18 protein-coding genes are annotated in these 18503 nt (G+C 70.2%); 17 read left to right on the plus strand and 1 reads right to left on the minus strand.

Going from position 1 to position 18503, the window contains the following annotated elements:
• The first annotated feature begins 13 nt into the window (after positions 1-13).
• The 7 genes from hutI to J3S89_RS06700 all read left to right on the plus strand — a co-directional run bounded on the left by hutI (position 14) and on the right by J3S89_RS06700 (position 8287).
• Complete coding sequence (hutI, locus tag J3S89_RS06670) at positions 14-1222, plus strand: imidazolonepropionase (protein ID WP_217926684.1); 1209 nt, start codon at positions 14-16, stop codon at positions 1220-1222.
• Positions 1219-2778 (plus strand): histidine ammonia-lyase, encoded by a 1560-nt coding sequence (hutH, locus tag J3S89_RS06675; protein WP_217926685.1) that lies wholly within the window; start codon positions 1219-1221, stop codon positions 2776-2778. Before hutI ends, hutH begins: the two co-directional genes overlap by 4 nt.
• Positions 2775-3599, plus strand: a complete 825-nt coding sequence (hutG, locus tag J3S89_RS06680; RefSeq protein WP_217926686.1) for an N-formylglutamate deformylase — start codon at positions 2775-2777, stop codon at positions 3597-3599. The genes hutH and hutG overlap by 4 nt, the downstream gene beginning before the upstream one ends.
• 11 nt (positions 3600-3610) lie before the next feature.
• A complete protein-coding gene (gene hutU / locus J3S89_RS06685; RefSeq protein WP_217926687.1) occupies positions 3611-5278 on the plus strand; it encodes a urocanate hydratase in 1668 nt (555 codons plus the stop codon).
• On the plus strand, positions 5275-6459 hold the full coding sequence (locus J3S89_RS06690; RefSeq protein WP_217926688.1) for a CaiB/BaiF CoA transferase family protein: 1185 nt from the start codon (positions 5275-5277) through the stop codon (positions 6457-6459). Before hutU ends, J3S89_RS06690 begins: the two co-directional genes overlap by 4 nt.
• Positions 6456-7583, plus strand: a complete 1128-nt coding sequence (locus J3S89_RS06695) for an acyl-CoA dehydrogenase family protein (RefSeq protein ID WP_217926689.1) — start codon at positions 6456-6458, stop codon at positions 7581-7583. The genes J3S89_RS06690 and J3S89_RS06695 overlap by 4 nt, the downstream gene beginning before the upstream one ends.
• Positions 7584-7696: 113 nt before the next feature.
• The gene (locus J3S89_RS06700; protein WP_217926690.1) at positions 7697-8287 is read left to right on the plus strand and encodes a HutD/Ves family protein; all 591 of its coding nucleotides are present in this window, start codon (positions 7697-7699) and stop codon (positions 8285-8287) included.
• Between the two features lie 7 nt (positions 8288-8294).
• On the opposite strand, the gene speB is transcribed toward J3S89_RS06700, so the two are convergent.
• Positions 8295-9356, minus strand: a complete 1062-nt coding sequence (gene speB, locus J3S89_RS06705; protein ID WP_217926691.1) for an agmatinase — start codon at positions 9354-9356, stop codon at positions 8295-8297.
• 224 nt (positions 9357-9580) lie between these two features.
• Here speB and J3S89_RS06710 point away from each other — a divergent pair, with 224 nt between their 5' ends.
• The 10 genes from J3S89_RS06710 to J3S89_RS06755 all read left to right on the plus strand — a co-directional run bounded on the left by J3S89_RS06710 (position 9581) and on the right by J3S89_RS06755 (position 18499).
• Positions 9581-9922, plus strand: a complete 342-nt coding sequence (locus J3S89_RS06710; protein ID WP_217926692.1) for a hydrogenase maturation nickel metallochaperone HypA/HybF — start codon at positions 9581-9583, stop codon at positions 9920-9922.
• 454 nt (positions 9923-10376) lie between these two features.
• Positions 10377-10859 carry a 4Fe-4S dicluster domain-containing protein gene (locus J3S89_RS06715; RefSeq protein WP_217926693.1) on the plus strand — a complete coding sequence of 161 codons (483 nt, stop codon included), beginning with the start codon at positions 10377-10379 and terminating at the stop codon, positions 10857-10859.
• Positions 10856-12661 (plus strand): aldehyde ferredoxin oxidoreductase family protein, encoded by a 1806-nt coding sequence (locus J3S89_RS06720; protein ID WP_217926694.1) that lies wholly within the window; start codon positions 10856-10858, stop codon positions 12659-12661. The genes J3S89_RS06715 and J3S89_RS06720 overlap by 4 nt, the downstream gene beginning before the upstream one ends.
• A 64-nt stretch (positions 12662-12725) precedes the next feature.
• Positions 12726-12998 carry a MoaD family protein gene (locus J3S89_RS06725; protein WP_217926695.1) on the plus strand — a complete coding sequence of 91 codons (273 nt, stop codon included), beginning with the start codon at positions 12726-12728 and terminating at the stop codon, positions 12996-12998.
• A gap of 13 nt (positions 12999-13011) precedes the next feature.
• Entirely contained in the window at positions 13012-14868 is a 1857-nt protein-coding gene (locus J3S89_RS06730; RefSeq protein WP_217926696.1) for an NADH-quinone oxidoreductase subunit 5 family protein, read from the plus strand.
• A gap of 18 nt (positions 14869-14886) precedes the next feature.
• Complete coding sequence (locus J3S89_RS06735; RefSeq protein ID WP_217926697.1) at positions 14887-16089, plus strand: proton-conducting transporter transmembrane domain-containing protein; 1203 nt, start codon at positions 14887-14889, stop codon at positions 16087-16089.
• On the plus strand, positions 16086-16586 hold the full coding sequence (locus J3S89_RS06740) for an NADH-quinone oxidoreductase subunit B family protein (RefSeq protein ID WP_217926698.1): 501 nt from the start codon (positions 16086-16088) through the stop codon (positions 16584-16586). The genes J3S89_RS06735 and J3S89_RS06740 overlap by 4 nt, the downstream gene beginning before the upstream one ends.
• Entirely contained in the window at positions 16583-17491 is a 909-nt protein-coding gene (locus J3S89_RS06745) for a respiratory chain complex I subunit 1 family protein (RefSeq protein WP_217926699.1), read from the plus strand. Before J3S89_RS06740 ends, J3S89_RS06745 begins: the two co-directional genes overlap by 4 nt.
• A 10-nt stretch (positions 17492-17501) precedes the next feature.
• Complete coding sequence (locus J3S89_RS06750; RefSeq protein WP_217926700.1) at positions 17502-18053, plus strand: 4Fe-4S dicluster domain-containing protein; 552 nt, start codon at positions 17502-17504, stop codon at positions 18051-18053.
• Complete coding sequence (locus J3S89_RS06755; protein ID WP_217926701.1) at positions 18050-18499, plus strand: NADH-quinone oxidoreductase subunit C; 450 nt, start codon at positions 18050-18052, stop codon at positions 18497-18499. Before J3S89_RS06750 ends, J3S89_RS06755 begins: the two co-directional genes overlap by 4 nt.
• Positions 18500-18503 lie beyond the last annotated feature (4 nt).

The following is an 18503-nucleotide window of genomic DNA, read 5'->3' on the forward strand; positions in this document are numbered from 1 at the left end:
CGAGGATGCGACCATGACCGCGACGATCGACAGGCTCTGGACCCACGCCCGCCTCGCCACGATGGCGGCGGATCGCCCCGGCATCGGCCGGATCGACGACGGTGTAGTCGCCGCCCGCGACGGCCGCATCGTCTTCGCCGGCCCACGCGCCGATCTGCCCGCCGGGCTCACCGTCGCCGAGACGATCGATTGCGGCGGTCGCTGGATCACCCCCGGCCTGATCGACGCCCACACCCATCTCGTCTTCGCCGGCAATCGCGCCGACGAATTCGAGGCGCGGCTCGCCGGCGCCACTTATGCCGAGATCGCCGCGAAGGGCGGCGGCATCGCCGCGACCGTCCGCGCCACCCGCGCCGCCACCGTGGACGACCTGATCGCCACCGCCCTGCCCCGTCTCGATCGCCTCCTCGCCGACGGCGTCACCACGGTCGAGATCAAATCCGGCTACGGCCTCGACCTCGAATCCGAGGCGCGCATGCTGCGCGCCGCGCGCCGATTGGGAGAGATCCGCGACGTCCGCGTCGTCACCACCTTCCTCGGCGCCCATGCGCTGCCGCCCGAAACCACCGATCGCGACGCCCACATCGACCGCGTCGTGGCGATGATCGCGCCGCTCGCCGCCGAGGGCCTGATCGACGCCGTCGATGCCTTCTGTGAGGGCATCGCCTTCTCGCCCGCCCAAGTCGCCCGCGTCTTCGAGGCCGCCCGCACCCATGGGATCCGGGTCAAGCTCCACGCCGATCAGCTCTCCGACCTCGGCGCCGCCGCGCTCGCCGCCCGGTTCGACGCGCTCTCCGCCGATCATCTCGAATGGACCGACGAAGCCGGCGTCGCCGCCATGGCCGCCTCCGGCACCGTCGCGATGCTGCTGCCCGGCGCCTTCTATTTCCTGCGCGAGACGCGCCGCCCGCCGATCGAGGCCTTCCGCCGCGCGGGCGTCGCCATGGCGGTCTCGACCGACTGCAATCCCGGCACCTCGCCGATGACCTCGCTGCTGCTCGCCATGAACATGGCCGCGACCTGTTTCTCGATGACCGTCGAGGAATGCCTCCTCGGCACCACCCGCCATGCCGCCCGCGCCCTCGGCCGCGAGGCCGAGATCGGCACGCTGGAGGCGGGCAAGGCCTGCGATCTGGCGATCTGGTCGATCGAGACCCCCGCCGAACTCGTCCAGGGCCTCGGCGCCCTGCCCCTTCACGCCCGCATTCGGAGCGCTCGATGACCGACCCCGTGATCCTCACCCCCGGCGCCGTCACGCTCGACCAGTGGGCGGCGATCGCCCGTGGCGCCCCCGCCCGTCTCGACCCGGCCGCCTTCCCGGCGATCGAGCGGGGCGCCGCCGCCGTCGCCGCGATCCTGGCCAAGGGCGCGCCGGTCTACGGCATCAACACCGGCTTCGGCAAACTGGCTTCCGTCCGCATCGACGACGCCGACCTCGCCAAGCTCCAGCACAATCTGGTGATCTCCCACGCCTCCGGCGTCGGCGAGCCGCTGGCGCCCGCGATCACCCGCCTGATGATGGCGCTGAAGCTCGCCAATCTCGGCCAGGGCGCCTCGGGCGTACGCCCCGCCACCGCCCGCCTGCTCGAGGCGATGCTGATGAAGGGCGTGGTGCCGGTCGTGCCGGCTCAGGGCTCGGTCGGCGCGTCGGGCGATCTCGCGCCCCTCGCCCACATGACCGCCGCGATGATCGGCGTCGGCGAAGCGATCGTCGCCGGCGAGCGTCTGCCGGCGACGCAAGCCCTCGCCCGCGCCGGTCTGGCGCCGATCGAACTCGGCCCCAAGGAGGGCCTCGCCCTCCTCAACGGCACCCAGTTCTCGACCGCCAACGCCCTCTACGCCCTCTTCACGGCGGAACGGCTGCTGCGCACCGGCCTCGTCGCCGGCGCGCTGACCACCGACGCCGCCAAGGGCTCCGACGGGCCCTTCGATCCGCGTATCCACGCGCTGCGCCGGCACCCGGGCCAGATCGAGACGGCGGCGGCGCTGCGCGCCCTGATGGCGGGCTCGGCGATCCGCGCCAGCCACACCACCGGCGACGACCGCATCCAGGACCCCTATTGCCTGCGCTGCCAGCCCCAGGTGATGGGCGCCGCCCTCGACATCCTGAGGAACGTCGCGGTGACCCTCGGCCGCGAGGCCGACGGCGTCACCGACAATCCGCTGATCTTCGTCGACCCGGAAGGCGACGCCCACGAGGCGATCTCCGGCGGCAATTTCCACGCCGAGCCGGTCGCCTTCGCCGCCGACATCGTCGCGTTGGCGCTGTGCGAGATCGGCTCGCTCGCCGAGCGCCGCATCTCGCTCCTGGTCGACCCGGTCTTGTCGCGGTTGCCGGCCTTCCTCACCCCGCGCCCCGGCCTCAACTCCGGCTTCATGATCCCGCAGGTGACCGCCGCCGCGCTGGTCTCGGAGAACAAGCAGCAGGCCCATCCGGCCAGCGTCGATTCGATCCCGACCTCGGCCAATCAGGAAGACCACGTCTCCATGGCCGCCCACGGCGCCTACCGGCTCCACCGCATGGCCCGCAACGTCGCCAACGTCCTGGCGATCGAACTCCTCGCCGCCGCGCAGGGCTGCGACTTCCACGGGCCCCTCGCCTCGTCGGAGGCGCTCGAGCGCGTCCGGGCCGCGATCCGCGCGCGCGTGCCCGCCCTCGACGACGATCGCTTCTTCGCCCCCGACATCGCATGCGTCGCCGACATGGTGCTCGCCGGCGCCTTCGAGGAGGCCGTCGCCCCGCTCGCCCTCCCTCGCGTCACGGAGGCCGCCCGATGAACACCCGTCCCGATTGGCTGGTCGTCGAGGAACGCGACGCGCCGTTGATCCTGAGCTTCCCCCACACCGGCACCGGCCTGCCCGGCGAGTATGAGAGCCGCTTCCGCTCGCCCTGGCTCGCCCGCCGCGACGCCGATTGGCACGTCGAGGCGCTCTATGCCTTCGCCGCCGGCCTCGGCGCGAGTTTCGTGCGCACCACCGTCTCGCGCTCGGTGATCGACCCGAACCGCGATCCCTCCGGCGTCTCGCTCTATCCCGGACAGGCGACGACCGGCCTCTGCCCGACCGAAACCTTCGACGGCGAACCGCTCTACCGCGACGGCGAAGACCCCGGCGCCGACGAGATCGCCGCCCGCCGCACGGCCCATTTCGAGCCCTATCACGACGCCCTCGCCGGCCAGATCGCACGCCTGCGGGCGATCCACCCGAAGGTCGTCGTCTACGACTGCCATTCGATCCGCTCGCGCATCCCGCGTCTCTTCGAGGGCGACCTGCCGCAGTTCAACATCGGCACCAACGCCGGCAGGTCCTGCGACCCGGCGTTGACCGCCGCGATCGAGGGCCCCTGCGCCGCCTCGGGTCTCGGCCATGTGGTCGACGGCCGCTTCAAGGGGGGCTGGATCACGAGGCACTACGGCCGTCCCGAGACGGGCGTCCACGCGATCCAGATGGAACTCGCCATGCGCGGCTACCTGCGCGAACCCGCGACGATCGACGCGAGCAACTGGCCCGTCGCCTTCGACCCCTCCTTCGCCGCCCCCGTCACCACCGTTCTCACCCGCGCCCTCGAGGGCGCGCTCCGCTTCGCCCTGACCGCCTGAGGCCACGCCCCATGACCCGCATCGACAACGACCGCATCGTCCGCGCCCCGACCGGCTCCGACATCTCCACCCAGTCGTGGCTGACCGAAGCCGCCATGCGCATGTTGATGAACAATCTCGACCCCGACGTCGCCGAGCGCCCGTCGGAACTGGTCGTCTACGGCGGCATCGGCCGCGCCGCCCGCGATTGGGAGAGCTTCGACAAGATCGTCGCCACCCTGAAGCGGCTGAAGGACGACGAGACCCTGCTGGTCCAGTCCGGCAAGCCGGTCGGCGTCTTCCGCACCCATGCCGACGCCCCGCGCGTGCTCATCGCCAATTCCAACCTCGTCCCCCATTGGGCGACCTGGGACAAGTTCCACGAGCTCGATCGCAAGGGCCTGATGATGTACGGCCAGATGACCGCCGGGTCGTGGATCTACATCGGCGCCCAGGGCATCGTGCAGGGGACCTACGAGACCTTCGTGGAGGCCGGCCGCCGTCACTTCGGCGGTTCGACCAAGGGCAAGTGGATCCTGACCGGCGGCCTCGGCGGCATGGGCGGCGCCCAACCGCTCGCCGCCACCATGGCCGGCTATTCCTGCATCGCCGTCGAGTGCCAGCCGAGCCGGATCGATTTCCGCCTGCGCACCGGCTATGTCGACGTCAAGGCCGACACCATCGACGAGGCGATGGCGCTGCTCGAGACGTCGTTGAAAGAGGGCAAGCCGACCTCGATCGCGCTGCTCGGCAACACCGCCGAGATCCTGCCCGAGATGCGCCGTCGCGGCATCCGCCCCGATCTCGTCACCGACCAGACCTCGGCGCATGATCCGATCAACGGCTATCTCCCCGCCGGCTGGAGCCTCGACACTTGGTTCGACAGGCGCGAGCGCGATCCGAAGGCGGTCGAGAAGGCCGCCCGCGCCTCGATGGCGGTCCATGTCCAGGCCATGCTCGACTGGTGGCACGAGGGCGTGCCGACCGTCGACTACGGCAACAACATCCGCCAGATGGCCTTCGAGGAGGGCGTCACCGACGCCTTCGACTTCCCCGGCTTCGTGCCGGCCTATATCCGCCCGCTGTTCTGCCGTGGCGTCGGCCCGTTCCGCTGGGCGGCGCTCTCCGGCGACCCCGAGGACATCTACAAGACCGACCAGAAGGTGAAGGAGCTGATCCCCAACGATCCCCACCTCCACAACTGGCTCGACATGGCGCGCGAGCGCATCCGCTTCCAGGGCCTGCCCGCCCGCATCTGCTGGGTCGGCCTCGGCGATCGCCATCGTCTCGGCCTCGCCTTCAATGAAATGGTCGCCAAGGGCGAATTGAAGGCGCCGATCGTCATCGGCCGCGATCACCTCGACAGCGGTTCGGTCGCCTCGCCCAACCGCGAGACCGAGGCGATGATGGACGGGTCGGATGCCGTCTCCGACTGGCCGCTCCTCAACGCGCTCTTGAACTGCGCCTCGGGCGCCACCTGGGTCTCGCTCCATCACGGCGGCGGCGTCGGCATGGGCTTCTCCCAGCACGCCGGCATGGTCATCGTCGCCGACGGGACGGAAGCGGCGGCGAAGCGTCTCGGCCGCGTGCTGTGGAACGACCCGGCCACCGGCGTCATGCGCCACGCCGACGCCGGCTACGAGATCGCCCGCGACTGGGCGAAGGAAAAGGGCCTCGACCTGCCGGGCATCCTCGGATGAGCGAGACGACGCCCCTCCTCGGCGGACGTCCGCTCGACGGCGTCCGTGTCCTCGACTTCACCCGCGTCCTGTCGGGGCCCTACGCCACCTCGCTCCTCGCCGATCTCGGCGCGGAGGTGATCAAGGTCGAGAGCCCCGGCGGCGACGACTATCGCCACGTCGGCCCGTTCCACGCCGACGGCTCCTCGGCGATCTTCGAGGCGGTCAACCGCGGCAAACGCGGCCTCGTCCTCGATCTCGCCCGTCCCGACCATCGCGCGATCGCCCGCGATCTCGCCGTCGGCGCCGACGTGGTGGTGGAGAACTTCCGCCCCGGCGTCGCCGACAAGCTCGGCATCGGCTGGGCGGACCTCTCCCTCCTCCAGCCGCGTCTGATCCATGCCTCGATCTCCGGCTTCGGCCAGGAGGGGTCGGACGCCCGCCGCCCCGCCTACGACATCGTCGTCCAGGCGATGAGCGGGCTGATGCACGTCACCGGCGACCCCGAGGGGCCGCCGACGCTGGTCGGCGAATCGATCGCCGACGTCGTCTCCGGCCTCTTCGCCGCGCTCGGCATCGTCGCCGCTCTCGCCGAACGCGACCGCACCGGGCGCGGCCGCCGGATCGACGTCTCCATGTTCGATTCGCTGATGGCGCTGCAGCCGCTCGTCGTCGCGCGTTGCCTCGCCACCGGCATCGCGCCGATGCGGGTCGGCAATCGCCACCCCCTCTCCGCCCCCTTTGGCGCCTATGCGGCGAAGGACGGGAGCTTCGTGGTCGCGGTGCTGAACGAGAAGCTCTTCGCCGCCCTCTGCGCGGTGATGGACCGGCCCGACTGCGCCGCCGATCCGCGCTTCGCGACCGACCCCGACCGTCTCGCGAACGAGCCGCTCCTGCGCGTCGCGATCGAGGATTGGGCCGACGATTTGAGCGCCGCCGAGGCGGTCGCCCGGCTCGTCGCCGCCGGAGTTCCCGCCGCCGAGGTCGCCGACACCGCCACCGCGCTCGACGGCGCCGAGGCGCGCGGCCGCCCGATCACTCAGACCGTCGCCCATCCGAGCCTCGGCTCCCTCACCGTGCCGGAACAGCCGATCCGTTTCTCCGGCGCCCCGCGCGGGGTCTCCGCCCCCGCCCCCCGCCTCGGCGAGCACGGCGCCGCCGTCCTCGAAGACCCCTTCCGCGCCTGGAGCCCCCGCCGATGAGCCGCGCCCATGCCGATGCCGAGATCCTCGCCGGCGTCGAGACCTTCGCCCGCGAGGTGCTCGCCCCCAAGGCCGCCGAGATCGACGAGACCGCCGTCTTCGCCGGCCTCCATCTCCCCGCCCTCGCCGAGATGGGGCTGATGGGCCTCAACCTGCCGGCCGAGCACGGCGGCCTCGGCGTCGACGCCTGGACCCTGTTCGAGGCGATCGCCGCCGTCGCCGGCGCCTGCGGCTCCACCGCCTCGATGGTCACCGCCCATTGGCTGGCGACCGATTCGATCCTCCACGGCGGCTCGCCGGAGCAGAAGGCGGCGTGGCTGCCGCGCGCCGCTTCCGGCGAGATCCTCGGCGCCTTCGGCCTGACCGAACCCGGCGCCGGTTCGAACCCCGCCGACATGACCACCCGCGCCATCCGCGAGGGCGACGGCTGGCGCCTGCGCGGCACCAAGCACTTCATCTCCAATGCCGGCGCCGCCGACTTCATCGTCGTCTACGCCAAGACCGATCCGGCCGCCGGCGCGCGCGGCATCTCCGCCTTCCTGGTCGAACCGTCGCGGGGCGGCGTGATCATCGGTGGGCCGGAGCGCACCATGGGCCTCAAGGGCGGTCACGTCTTCGAGGTGGTGCTCGACTGTTTCGTCCCCGACGACCGGCGCCTCGGTCCGGAGGGCTCCGGCTTCCGCACCGCCCTGAAGACCCTCGACGCCGGCCGGCTCGACATCGCCGCCTGCGCGATCGGCGTCGCCGAGGCCGCCTTCGCCGCCGCCAAGGCCTGGGCCGGAACCCGCATCGTCGACGGCCATCCGATCGCCGAATTCCAGGGCCTCCAGTGGATGATCGCCGACATGGCGGTCGACCTCGCCGCCGCGCGCGGCCTCGCCGATGCCGCCACCGGCAAACGCGCCGCCGGCGCGCGCTATTCGACCGAGGCCGCCATGGCCAAGCTCCATGCCTCGGAAATGGCCGGACGCGTCACCGACGCCGCCCTCCAGATCCACGGCGGCTACGGCTACACCCGCGACTTTCCCCTGGAGCGCTGGGTCCGCGACGTCCGCATCCTGCGCATCTACGAGGGCTCCTCGGAGGTCCAGCGCAACATCGTCGCCCGCTTGGTGCTGGGCTGAGCGCCCCGCCCCTCGCGAAAATCGCCGAGACCCCTCTGGACAAATTCGCGCCATGACGCAGATTTGAGCAGAGGGCGTCACGGCGGCGACCCGGCCGGAGAGGATGATCGCCCATGAACGTGCTGCGCTTCGCCGACCGCGTCGCCTCCCGTTGGAAGAACGGCGGCGGCATCACCTGGGAATATGCGGTGCACCCGCCGGGCGCCGGCCTCGACGACTTCTTCTGGCGCATCAGCCGGGCCCGCGTCGTCGGTCACGGCGCCTTCTCGGTCTTCCCCGGCATCGACCGCAGCCTGACGGTGGTCGACGGCGACGCCATCGACCTCCTGATGACCGATCGCCGCGTCCGCCTCGATCGCACCACTCCGCCCTATCGCTTTCCCGCCGATCAGCCGATCGAATGCCGCGTCCCGACCGGCCCGATCGAGGATCTCAACGTCATGACCCGGCGCGGCCACTGGACCCATCGCGTCGCCCGCCACGCCGTCACCGGCACGACCCGGATCGACCTCGACGGCGACGTCGGCCTCGTCGTCGCCCTCGCCCGCCTGCGGATCGAGACCGAGACCGGCGAGGCCGGCGATCTCGAACCGGGCGACGCCGCCCTGTTCGAGACCGCGACCACGGTCGCGCTCTCGCCGCGCCAGGGCACGGGCGAGGCGATCGGCATCCGGCTCGACCACGTCGCCCACCCCTGGGCCTGACGGATCGTCAGACCGCCGGCTTCGCCCCGATCGAGGGCGAAAAGACCATCAGCGACAGGATCTCGAACAGAACCTGCGCCGCCGCATGGGCGGTGTTGGTGGTGGCGTCGTATTGCGGCGCCACTTCCACCACGTCGCCGCCGACGAGGTTCAGCCCCTTCAGCCCGCGCAGGAACTCGAGCACCTCGCGTGTCGTCAGCCCGCCGACCTCCGGCGTGCCGGTGCCGGGCGCGAACACCGCGTCGAGACAGTCGACGTCGAAGGAGACGTAGACCGGCGCGTCGCCGACCACGTCCCGCGCCTTCTCGATCAGCGCGGGGATGCCGAGCGCCGGCACCTCCTCGGCGTGAACCACGGTCATGCCGCTGTCGTAGGAGAACTCCCAGATGTATTCGGACGCGCCGCGAATACCGATCTGGATGGTCTTGCTCGGATCGACCACGCCCTCGAGCACCGCCTCGCGGAACGGCCCGCCGTGATGGAACTTGGAGAAGTCGAAGGGACCGCCGGTGTCGCAATGAGCGTCGAGATGGATCAGCGCTACCGGCCGATCCTTGCCGAGCGCCTTGAGGATCGGCAGGCTCACCGAATGGTCGCCGCCGACGCCGAGCGGCACCACCCCGGCCGCCACCATCCGGGCGACATAGGCCTCGATGTCCTGGTGGCACATCTCGAGGCTGTAGCGCGACCGGAAGACGATGTCGCCGACGTCGGCGACGCGCAGGTCCTTGGTCGGCATGCACTTCAGAAAATGCTCGTAGGGCCCGATCCGCTCGATCGTGCGCACCGCGCGGGGTCCGAACCGGGCGCCCGGCCGATTGGTGACCCCGAGATCCATCGGCACCCCGTAGAGCGCCACCTGGAGATCGCCGAAGTCGGGCGCGACCTGATCGATCGGCCGATGCGGCGCGGCGAGGAAGGTCGGCACGCCGATATAGGGCGCGGCCCGGGTGCCGTCGGGATCGATGAAGGCGGCGGCGATGCGGGCCCGTTCGGGATCGTGAATGACGCCGCCCGAGGCGTCTCCGTATTTGGCGCGCAGGCGGGCGAGTTCATCGGCATCGAACATGTCGGAGGTCTCCGGTGGCCGGATCGGCGGGACGATGTCGCATCGCACGTCGCGGACGCGCCGCCGTCAAGTCCGCCGGTCGCGCGGGAGCCCTGCACCGAGCCTCCGAGATCGCCCCACCCCGTGACGGCGGCCTCCGCGCCGAGCGCCCACGTGACAGCGGCGCGCGCCGGGAGTAGGTCTCGAACGGCCCCGGCCGCCGCGCCGAACTCCGGACACGCGTGATGCACGAACTCTCGCTCTGCCGTTCCATCGCCGATCTCGTCGTCGACGCCGCCACGCGAGCCGAAGCGGAGAGCGTGACGCGCATCACGCTGGAAATCGGCCTGGGCGCGCCGGTCGAAATCGAAGCGATCCGCTTCTGCATGCCGCTCTGCCTGGAAGATACTGTCGCCGCCGGCGCTGAACTGGTGATCGAACGGCCTCTTCTCGAGATCCGCTGCGGCGCCTGCGGCACGACTCACGCCGCCACGACCGCGCGCGCGCCCTGCCCGAGCTGCGGCGCCCTCGCGGGCACGATCCTCTCCGGTCGCCAAATGCGTGTGGTCTCGATCGAGGCGCGCTGATCCCGGCCAGTTCGGCCTCCTCCCTTCGGAGGAGCGAATACTTCGTGATACTACGTTGTGCTTGGAAGATCATAGAGAAGACTCCCGTCAGGGAACCTCTGCGGCCCGCCCTCACAAGATGTTGAGTGCACGCCGAATTTTTGAAAAAACCTTGTTTTTCGCGGCGGATGCCAACGAGCCATGCCGCCGCAGCGCATCAAAATGCCGCTTGGTGCATTTTCGCATGGCTTGCCTGCAAAACTAATCGCAGAACGAATTCGCCTTTGGAATTAGAATACATCCCAATAAACGAGGATCCGATCACCGAGCAGTCATCTCACTCACCGCCGATTTCTTGTACGAAAGTACAGATTTGAAGCACTGTATGAGATGAAATCCTCAAAAAGAAGAAAATTCGAATTTTCTGCTTGGTGATTACAAAAAGGCAAACCCGGTCACGACGAGAGGTGACACGATGGGCATGATGCTGACGATCCACCCGGAAAAATGCACCGGGTGTCGAAATTGCGAGTTGGCCTGCGCGCTGGAGCACGGAGGCGACTTCCGTATCAAGGCCTCGCGCATCCATGTCTATGCATGGGAGCGCGAGGCGTTTTCGGTCCCGATGATGTGCCAGCAATGCAGCGACGCGTCCTGCGTCACGGTCTGCATGCCCAAGGCCATGCATCGCAACCCGGCGACCGGGCTGGTCGAGTACGACGCCTCCAAGTGCATCGGCTGCAAGATGTGCGTTCAGGCCTGTGCCTTCGGCAATGCCGCCTGGGACGCGCTGACCGCGTCGATCCTCAAATGCGACACCTGTGACGGCGATCCGGCCTGCGCCAAGATCTGCCCGACCGGCGCGCTGGAATGGACCGACGACGATCTCGCCGTGCAGGCGCGCAAGAAATCCTTCGCCACCAAGATCAAGAACGCTTTCTCGGAGGCTCAGTCATGAACGGCTGGATGGGCAAGATCCTCCGGGTCGACCTCGGCTCGGGCAAGATCTCGACGGAACGGTTGGATCCGAAGACGGCACGCGACTATCTCGGTGCGCGAGGTCTCGGCACCAAGATCATGTGGGACGAGGTCGATCCGAACGTCGATCCGCTGTCTCCCGAAAACAAGCTGATCTTCGCGCCGGGTCCCTTCTCCGGCACCTTCGCGCCCTCCTCGGGCCGCTACGACGTCGTCACCAAGGGACCGCTGACCGGCACCATCGCCGCGTCGAATTCCGGCGGCTCCTTCGGCGCCGAGTTGAAGTTCGCCGGCTGGGACGCGGTGATCCTCGAGGGCAAGGCGGCCAAGCCGACCTGGCTGTCGATCGTCGACGACGTCGTCGAGCTGCGCGACGCCTCGCGTCTGTGGGGCAAGGACGTACCCGAGACGACCGAGGCGCTCTACGCCGAGGCGAGCGAGGATTCCAAGGTCGCCTGCATCGGCCCGGCCGGTGAGAGGATGGTGCTCTTCGCCTCGATCATGAACGAGATGCAGCGCGCCGCCGGCCGCACCGGCGTCGGCGCGGTGATGGGCTCGAAGAACCTCAAGGCCATCGTGGTCCGCGGTTCCAAGGGCGTGAAGGTCGCCGACAAGGACGCCTTCGTCGCCGCCTGCGGCGAGGCCTCGCGCAAGATCAAGGAACATCCGGTCGGCGGCACGGGCCTGCGCCTCTACGGCACCAACGTCCTGGTCAACATCCTCAACTCGATCGGCGGCCTGCCCACCAACAACTTCCAGACCGGCCATTTCGCCAATGCCGACATGGTCGGTGGCGAGACCCTCGCCGCCAATCAGCTGCAACGCCCGCGCGGCTGCTTCGCCTGCATCATCTCCTGCGGACGCGGCACCAAGGTCACGAACCCGAAGTACAAGGGCGAGGGCGAAGGTCCCGAATACGAGACCGCCTGGGGCTTCGGCCCGGATTGCGGCATCGACGATCTCGATGCGGTGATCAAGGCCAACTACATCTGCAACGAACTCGGCCTCGACACGATCTCCATGGGCGGCACCGTCGCCTGCGCCGTCGAGATGTTCGACAAGGGCATCATCACCCTCGAGGACACCGAGGGTCTCGACCTGCGCTCCGGCAATGCCGAGGCCATGGTCGAGGCGGTCCGCCTCACCGGCATCGGCGAGGGCTTCGGCAAGAAGCTGGCGCTCGGTTCCTACCGGCTCGCCTCGCTCTACGGCCATCCCGAGATGTCGATGACCGCCAAGAAGCAGGAGATGCCGGCCTACGAACCGCGCGCGGTTCAGGGCATCGGCCTCAACTACGCCACCAACAATCGCGGCGGCTGTCATGTCCGCGGTTACACGATCAGCCCCGAAGTGCTCGGCGTTCCCGTCAAATACGACAAGGACGCGACCGAGGGCAAACCGGAACTGGTCGCCATGTTCCAGAACCTCACCGGCGCGATCGACTCGTCGGGGGCCTGCCTCTTCACCACCTTCGGCATCGGCGCCGACGACTACGCCGCCATGCTGACCGCGCTGACCGGCGTGAAATACACCGGCGACGACTTCGTGAAGTGCGGCGAGCGCGTCTGGAACCTCGAGCGTCTGTGGAACAACCGCTCCGGCTTCACCGCCGCCGACGACGCGATCCCGGAACGGCTCACCACCGTGCCGATGCCGACCGGCCCCTCCAAGGGCGCGGTCAGCCACGTCAAGGAGATGATGCCCCACTACTACGCGGTGCGCGGCTGGGACGCCGAGGGCCGGCCGACGCCCGAAAAGCTCGCCGAGCTCGAACTCGCCTGAGCCCGATCCCTCCGATCGGACGTGGGATCCCCCACGCCCGATCGGCTCATCCCGGGAGAACACGATGAAGGTCCGTTATTTCGCCCTGCTGCGCGAAGCCACGCACAAGCGGGAGGAGGAATGGACCCGCCCCGCTCCCGACGTCCGTACCCTCGTCAACGACCTCGTCGCCCTCTACGGCGAACCCTTCGCCAAATGGGTGATGAAGGACGGCGACCTCTACGGCTTCACCGCGATCCTGCTCGACGGCAAGGACGTGCGCGGCCGCGGAGGTCTCGACTGTTCGCTCGAGGGTGTCGCCGAAGTCGACATCTTCCCTCCGCTCGCCGGAGGTTGAAGGAGCCCGTTCCATGGACCCGGTCACCCTGCCCGTGCTCGCCCTACTCGCCGGCGCCGGCTTGCAACTCGTTCTGGCGCCCTGGCTGTCGCCGCTCGCCAAGGGGCGGCTCGCCGCCCTCGCCGCCGCGCTCGCCTTCGCCGCCGCGCTGGCGCTCCTGCCCGCGACCATGCACGGCGACGTGCTCACGGCCACGCTCACCCCGGTCTGGGACGCCGACACCGCGGTCACTTTCCGCGTCGACGGCCTCGCCGCGCTCTTCACCCTGATGGGCACCGCCGCCGGCACCGCGATCCTGATCTTCTCGATCCGCTACATGGCCGACGAGCCGCAGGGGCTCACCCGTTTCTACACGATCATGCTGGTCTTCGTGGCCGGCCTTCTGGTGCTCGGCTCCGCCGCCGATCTCCTGATCGCCTATGTCGCCTGGGAAGTGATCGGGCTCTGCTCCTACACCCTGGTCGGCTTCTGGTATCGCCAGAAGGCGGCCGTCGACGGCGCCCGCAAGGTGTTGGTCATCACCCATCTCGCCGGCTACGGCTTCCTGGTGGCGATCGTCCTCCTCCAGCTGCGCACCGGCACCCTCGACTGGGCCGATCCGAAGCTCGCGGCCGGCTTCACCACCGGCGTCGCGGCGCTGATGATCGTCTCGGCGATGGCCAAGTCGGTGATGTTCCCGCTCCACACCTGGATCCCCGAGGCGATGAACGCCCCGACCCCGGTCTCGGCGCTGCTGCATTCCGCCTGTTACGTCAAGGCCGGCGTCTATCTGATCGCCCGCATGTATTCGATCGGCCCGTGGACCCCCGAGCTCGGCGGCCCGCTGGCGATCGTCGCGAGCGTGACCATCCTGGTCGGCGTGATCTTCGCCCTCAAGCAGACCGATCTGAAGCGCCTGCTCGCCTTCCACACCGTCAGCCAGCTCGGCTACATCGTCGGCGGTCTCGCCATCGGCACCGCCTGGGGCATCGCCGCCGGCCTCTTCTACACGCTGAGCCACGCCCTCTTCAAAGGCACGCTCTTCATGGTCGCCGGCTCCGTCCAGCACGCCACCGGCACCCGTGACCTGACCCGCCTCGGCGGCCTCTCCTCGGTCATGCCCTGGACCACCAAGATCTGGATCGTCGCCGCCGCGGCCATCGCCGGCGTGCCGCTCACCAACGGCTTCGTCGCCAAGTGGCTGCTGTTCGGCGCCGCGCTCGACAAGGGCTGGCTGTTCCTGCTCGCCGCCGGCTGGATCGGCTCGATCCTCACCGCCTTCTCCTTCCTCAAGGCCACAGTCAACGTCTTCTACGGCGCCATGCCGGTCGAACTGGCCCGCGCCCAGGCCCGTCACGAGCTGCACGAGGCCTCGCCCAGCATGCTGATCGGCATGGGTCTCATGGCCGCCGGCTGCGTCGTCTTCGGTCTCGCCCCGCAGCTGATGATGGACGCGATCGTCGCCCCCGCCGTCGCCGGCCTCGGCTTCACCCCCGACGTCGCCACCTCCTGGGGCGGCATCGCCACCGGACGCGGCGCCATCGGCCTCACCGTCGGCGCCACCCTGGTCGCCGCCGCGCTGGCCATGGGCTGGATCGTCTGGCGGCTCGCCGACGCCCCGACGCGCGCCACCGTCGCGGTCTTCACCGGCGGCGAACCGCTGCCGGCCGGCGACCGCCCCGGCGCCGTCGACTTCGCCGGCATGGCCGAGGACGCCTTCCATCCGGTCTACGGCGTCGACCCCGATCCGCTCTGGCTCGGCATCTGGTCGCGCGCCGGCCGGGTCGCGACGGGAACGCGGAACGCGTTCGCTCCTCTCCTCGAACGTCGTCCCGCGCTCCTGATCCTCCTCGCCACCCTGGCCGTGGCCGCAACGCTCGCGCTCGGTTGAGCCTCGAAGGACACCGTCATGGTCTCGCCCACGCTCACCCTTCCCCCCTTCGCCCTGCCGCTCGCGGTGGGCCTCGCCGGCGCCCTTCTCGCCGTCGCCCTCGGCGGCCGGAACAAGGCATGGTGGGGGGCGGCGATCCTCCTGGTCGCCACCGCCGTCGCCGCCCGTCTCGTCGGTCATTCCGCGCTCGGCGCCACCCTCGGCGCGGCGAGTGAACTCGCCGCCCTCGCCCTCGTCGCCGCCTCCGGCACGAGGGACGCCCCCGCCGCCACCCGCACCTTCGCCCTCGCCCTGGTGCCGGCGATCGTCGCCGTCGGCGCCGGCCTGACCCTGATCCGGCTCGGCCATCTCCGCCCGGCCGCGCCTTGGGACACCATCGCCGTCGGCCTCCTGATGCTCGGCTTCGCGCTCAAGTTGGCGCTGGTGCCGCTCTATTTCTGGCTGCCGGTCGTCGCCCGCGCGGTTCCCGCCGTCTCGCTGGTGCTGATCGTCGGCGTCGTCGACACCGGCGTCCTCGCCGATCTCGCCGAACTCGCGCAGGTCGCGCCCTGGATCCTCGCCGATCACCTCGCGCCCTGGACGGTGCTGGCGGCGGCCTCGCTCCTCGGCGGCGTCGCCCTGGCGATCGCCGAGACCGACCTCAAGACCATCCTCGTCTTCACCGGCGTCGCCGATGCCGGGCTGATCCTGCTCGGTCTCCTCACCGTCGATCCGGTCTCCCAGACCGGCGCGAGCCTCGGCCTCGTCGGCAAGGCGCTGGCCGACACCGCGCTCTTCGGCGCCGTCGCCTGTGGCGAGGCCGCCCTCGGCCGGCCGCTCTCGATCGCCACGACCCGCGGCCTCGCCGGTCGCCTGCCGGTGGCGAGCGCGGTCTTCATGGTCGGCGCCGGCGCCCTCGTCGGCCTGCCCCCCTCGCTCGGCTTCTCCGCCCATTGGCGCCTCTTCCGCACCGCCGAGGTGGTCGGTGGGCCGGTGATGGTCACCCTGGTCTTCGTCGCCGTCGCCGCTCTCCTTCTGGTGATGGTGCGCGCCCTCCACCGCGTCTGGCTCGGCCCCGCCGAGACCGAGACGCCCGCCCCGCCCGCGCCCGTCGCCGCCCGCGTCGTGCTGATCGTCACCGCGCTCGCGATCGTCGCTTCCGGCCTCGTTCCGCGGATCTTCGAGGTGCCCACCGAAATGCCGTCCCACGCTCTCGCTCTCGTCGAAGGAACCGCGCCATGAGCCTTCTCGATCGCGTCCTGTCGATCGCGCGTCGCAAGTCGCCTTGGGTCTGCCGGATCAACGCCGGGTCCTGCAACGGTTGCGACATCGAGGTGACGCCGCTGCTCACCCCGCGCTACGACGCCGAGCAGATCGGCGTCCAGGTCCACGGAACCCCGAAACACTGCGACATCCTGCTGGTCTCCGGCACGCTCACCGTGCGCTCCCGCGCCGCCGTCCTGTCGATGTGGGATCAGATGCCCTCGCCGAAGGCGGTCGTGGCGATCGGCTCGTGCCCGTCGAGCGGCAACGTCTTCGCCGAGAGCCCGATGGTGCTCGGCTGCTCGCTCGACACGATCGTGCCGGTCGACGTCTGGGTGCCCGGCTGCCCGCCGCGCCCCCAGCAGATCCTCGACGGAATCGTCGAGGCCGCCCGCCTCCTCGGCGAGGGCGCGACCCGTGACCAGCTCGCCGCCCGCGACGCCGCGCGGCCCGAACTCGAGAAGGTGGCGTCATGACCCCGTTTCTCGCCTACGCCCTCGCCTTCCTGGTCTGGCCGGGCCTCCTCGTCGCCGCCCCGCTCGCTTGGTTCGAACTGTGGCTGATGCGCAAGGCGTTGGCCAAACTCCAGGGCCGCAGGGGTCCGCCCCTGTTCCAGCCCTTCTTCGACTGGGTCAAGCTGATGGGCAAGCGCACCGTCATCCCCGAGGGCGTGCCGCGCGCCGCCTTCGTCGCTCTGCCGGTGATCGCGCTCGCCTCGATCGCCGCCGCGCTCGTCGTGATGCCGGTGCCCGGCAATCCGGCGCCTCGGCTCCCCGGCGACGTCGTGCTGCTGCTCTATCTGCTCGAGGTCCCGGTGCTGTGCGAGGTGCTCGCCGGCTACGTCGGCCGCTCGGTCTACGGCGAGGTCGGCGCCATGCGCGAAGCGCTGATGTCGCTCGCCTACAATCTGCCCTTCCTCGCCTCGGTCATCGCCATGGCGGAATGGGCCGGCAGTTTCGATCTGCGCACCCTCGCCGCCGCCCCCTTCGGCCTCGTCCACGTCGTCGCCGGTGCCGCCTTCCTGCTCGCCCTGCCGGCGCGGCTGAAGTCGAACCCTTTCTCCATCGCCAACGCCGAGCACGAGATCGTCGCCGGCGGCCTGATCGAATATTCCGGCCCGCTGCTCGGCCTGTTCGAACTCGCCCACGCGCTGGAGATCGTCGTCCTGACCGAACTCTTCGTGATCTTGTTCGTGCCGATGCCGGCCGCCCCGCTCGCCGCCCTGGTGGTGTGGGTCGCCGTCGGTCTGGCGCTGTTGATGGGCCTCACCCTGCTCGCCGCCACCACGGCGCGGCTGCGGCTCGCCCAGGCCTTCCGGTTCTACTGGGTGTGGGGCGGCGCGATGTCGGTCGCCGCGCTCGCCGCCGGCCTCGCCCGCTGAGGAGGATGCCATGAGCATGTTGCAGACCGTCCTCGCCAATCTCTTCGCCCCGTCGCGCACCCGCGCGCCGGGCGACCAACCCCCCGTCCCCGCCGGCTTGCGCGGCTTCCTCGCCCATGACGCGGCGCTGTGCACCGGCTGCGGCACCTGCGCCCACGTCTGCGCGCCCGCCGCCATCGCGGTCACCCGCGAGAACGAGCGCACCCTCGCCTGGACCTGGGGCTCCGGCTCCTGCTCCTTCTGCGGCCTGTGCGAGATCTGGTGTCCGACCCATGCCATCACCATGAAGGACGAGGTCGCCGGCGCCGCCCTGAACGGCCGTCAGGTCGGCCTGCGCGACGAGATCGCGCTGATCCCCTGCCCGCGTTGCGGCCGGCCGCATGTTCCGCTCCCCGCCTCGGTCCAGTCGGACATGTTGGGCGGCGCCCTGTCCGGCACCGCGCTCGCGGAGAAGGATCTCTGCGAGGATTGCCGCCGCCGCATGACCAGCGAACGCATCCGCGACGGGTTCCTCGGACCGAAGGTCTGCGGCACCCCCGCGATCGAGGAGGCCAAGCCGTGACCCACACCGACCTCCTCGCCCGCCTCGCCGATCTGCCCGGCGTCGAACGGGTCGCCGACGGCGCCAACGGCATCCGCGCCGACGCCCCCTTCCTCGACGTCGACGCGCTCGCCGACGCCTTGCCGGCGCTCGGTCTGCGCCTCGGCACCATCACCGGCATTCCGCTCGGCCCCGACGGCGAGACGGCGATCATCTACCATTTCGTCGCCCACGACCGGATCGTCGACGTCGCCACCGTCACCCGCAACAACGCCATCGCCTCGCTGGCACCGCGCCTGCGCCCCGCCTCCTGGGCCGAACGCGAGATCCACGATCTCTTCGACGTGGATTTCCTCGGCCACCCGAACCTCGCCCCCCTGATGCGACCCGAGGGCTACGCCACCGGCATGATGCGCGCGCCGATGTGCGCCGCGCGCCGCCCGGCGCCGCCGTCCAATCCGGAGTGAACCC

The organism is Pinisolibacter aquiterrae, from assembly GCF_019160155.1.
Classification (GTDB): domain Bacteria; phylum Pseudomonadota; class Alphaproteobacteria; order Rhizobiales; family Ancalomicrobiaceae; genus Pinisolibacter; species Pinisolibacter aquiterrae.

What these genes read in the sequence shown, in the direction of transcription:
- speB (WP_217926691.1), bottom strand. Translation starts at nt 9,356, where the DNA reads ATGTTCGATGCCGATGAACTCGCCCGCCTGCGCGCCAAATACGGAGAC.
- J3S89_RS06710 (WP_217926692.1), top strand. Translation starts at nt 9,581, where the DNA reads ATGCACGAACTCTCGCTCTGCCGTTCCATCGCCGATCTCGTCGTCGAC.
- J3S89_RS06730 (WP_217926696.1), top strand. Translation starts at nt 13,012, where the DNA reads ATGGACCCGGTCACCCTGCCCGTGCTCGCCCTACTCGCCGGCGCCGGC.
- J3S89_RS06745 (WP_217926699.1), top strand. Translation starts at nt 16,583, where the DNA reads ATGACCCCGTTTCTCGCCTACGCCCTCGCCTTCCTGGTCTGGCCGGGC.
- J3S89_RS06750 (WP_217926700.1), top strand. Translation starts at nt 17,502, where the DNA reads ATGAGCATGTTGCAGACCGTCCTCGCCAATCTCTTCGCCCCGTCGCGC.
- J3S89_RS06740 (WP_217926698.1), top strand. Translation starts at nt 16,086, where the DNA reads ATGAGCCTTCTCGATCGCGTCCTGTCGATCGCGCGTCGCAAGTCGCCT.
- J3S89_RS06715 (WP_217926693.1), top strand. Translation starts at nt 10,377, where the DNA reads ATGGGCATGATGCTGACGATCCACCCGGAAAAATGCACCGGGTGTCGA.
- J3S89_RS06725 (WP_217926695.1), top strand. Translation starts at nt 12,726, where the DNA reads ATGAAGGTCCGTTATTTCGCCCTGCTGCGCGAAGCCACGCACAAGCGG.
- J3S89_RS06700 (WP_217926690.1), top strand. Translation starts at nt 7,697, where the DNA reads ATGAACGTGCTGCGCTTCGCCGACCGCGTCGCCTCCCGTTGGAAGAAC.
- J3S89_RS06735 (WP_217926697.1), top strand. Translation starts at nt 14,887, where the DNA reads ATGGTCTCGCCCACGCTCACCCTTCCCCCCTTCGCCCTGCCGCTCGCG.
- J3S89_RS06695 (WP_217926689.1), top strand. Translation starts at nt 6,456, where the DNA reads ATGAGCCGCGCCCATGCCGATGCCGAGATCCTCGCCGGCGTCGAGACC.
- hutI (WP_217926684.1), top strand. Translation starts at nt 14, where the DNA reads ATGACCGCGACGATCGACAGGCTCTGGACCCACGCCCGCCTCGCCACG.
- hutG (WP_217926686.1), top strand. Translation starts at nt 2,775, where the DNA reads ATGAACACCCGTCCCGATTGGCTGGTCGTCGAGGAACGCGACGCGCCG.
- J3S89_RS06690 (WP_217926688.1), top strand. Translation starts at nt 5,275, where the DNA reads ATGAGCGAGACGACGCCCCTCCTCGGCGGACGTCCGCTCGACGGCGTC.
- hutH (WP_217926685.1), top strand. Translation starts at nt 1,219, where the DNA reads ATGACCGACCCCGTGATCCTCACCCCCGGCGCCGTCACGCTCGACCAG.
- J3S89_RS06720 (WP_217926694.1), top strand. Translation starts at nt 10,856, where the DNA reads ATGAACGGCTGGATGGGCAAGATCCTCCGGGTCGACCTCGGCTCGGGC.
- hutU (WP_217926687.1), top strand. Translation starts at nt 3,611, where the DNA reads ATGACCCGCATCGACAACGACCGCATCGTCCGCGCCCCGACCGGCTCC.